A 1,434-nucleotide genomic window follows, 5' to 3' on the forward strand; every position below is an offset into this window, starting at 1 on the left:
TGAAGTGACCCCCGGGAGTTGGACACCTGATCCGACCCCGAGGTTTGCATGAATAGATATGAGGTTTGTTTCAAATTACAGGTCGCCAAGGAGGCCTGTAACACCTCCACATCGGTCAAGGCGGTTGCCCGCCGCCATGGCCTGGAGTTTTCCACAGTCAGGCGGTGGGCCGCGACCTACCGACTGCATGGGCGACCGGGGTTTGACCGCAAACCCCGGTCCTACGATCTCCAGTTCAAGCTGGCCGTCCTGGAGAAGATGAGCCAGGACGGCATGTCCGCGCGCGAGGCGACCACCTTCTTCCAGATTGGCGATGCCGGCGCAGTGGGGCTGTGGCGGCGCCTGTATGCTGAGAGGGGTGCCCAAGCGTTGGCACCGCCACCATTACCGCCTCAAAAGCCGATGAAAAAGACCCGCTCGTCCAAGCCCGCCGAGGACATGAGCCGCGATGAGCTCCTCAAGGAAGTGGCCTACCTGCGTGCGGAGACCGCTTACCTAAAAAAACTCGATGCCTTGATCCGGGAAGAGCAGGCGGCGCAGCGCGCAAAGCGCAAGCCATCCAAGGATTGAGGCAGACCTACGCGCTGCCGCTGTTGCTCGAGGCGGCTGAGCTCTCTCGCAGCACGTTCTATTACCAGATCAATGCCTTGGCCCATCCCGACGGGGGCGAGGAGGAACTGCGTGAGCGCATCCGCTCGATCTACGACAAGCACCAAGGGCGCTACGGCTACCGCCGCATAACGTTGGAGCTGGCCAATCAGGGCGAAGCCATCAACCACAAGCGGGTGCAGCGGCTGATGACCGAACTGGGCCTGCGCTCGCGGGTACGCATCAAGCGCTATCGCGCGTTCAAGGGAGCGGCCAATGTCGTGGTTCCCAACGACCTGGGCCGCCAGTTTGAGGCTGAGATGCCCAATCGCAAGTGGGTGACCGATGTAACCGAGTTCAAAGTGCAGGGCATGAAGCTCTATCTTTCGCCGATCATGGACCTCTACAACGGCGAAATCGTGGCATACCAGATGAAGCGCCGGCCCGTGTTTGACCTGGTGGGTGAAATGCTGGACCAAGCGATCAGGAGGCTTTCACCGGAAGATCGTCCGATGATCCACTCCGACCAAGGCTGGCACTACCAGCACGAAAACTACCGCCATAAGCTCGAAAAGCACTCGCTGAAACAGAGCATGTCCCGGCGTGGCAACTGCCTGGACAACGCGGCCATGGAAAGCTTCTTCGGGACCCTGAAGTCGGAATTTTTCTACCTGAACACCTTTGACAGCATCGATAGCCTGGAAGCTGGGCTGGTGGAGTACATCCGGTACTACAACGAGAATCGTATCCGCTTGAAACTAAAGGGCTTGAGCCCCGTACAGTACCGGGAGCAGGCCGCGCTGGCCGCCTGATCCCCCACCTGTCCAACTTCAGGGGGTCATTTCA

The 1,434-nt window shown here is 59.7% G+C and carries 1 protein-coding gene; it reads left to right on the top strand.

What is annotated here, in order from left to right; all coding sequences use genetic code 11:
• The first annotated feature begins 48 nt into the window (after positions 1–48).
• Positions 49–1,400 (top strand): IS3 family transposase gene (locus C1933_RS16835; RefSeq protein ID WP_108754182.1). Its coding sequence is split into 2 segments (ribosomal slippage): positions 49–496 and positions 496–1,400, totalling 1,353 coding nucleotides; the frame shifts between segments, so codons are not numbered across the junction.
• Positions 1,401–1,434: the final 34 nt, after the last annotated feature.

It is taken from the genome of Stenotrophomonas sp. ZAC14D2_NAIMI4_6 (assembly GCF_003086875.1).
GTDB lineage: Bacteria > Pseudomonadota > Gammaproteobacteria > Xanthomonadales > Xanthomonadaceae > Stenotrophomonas.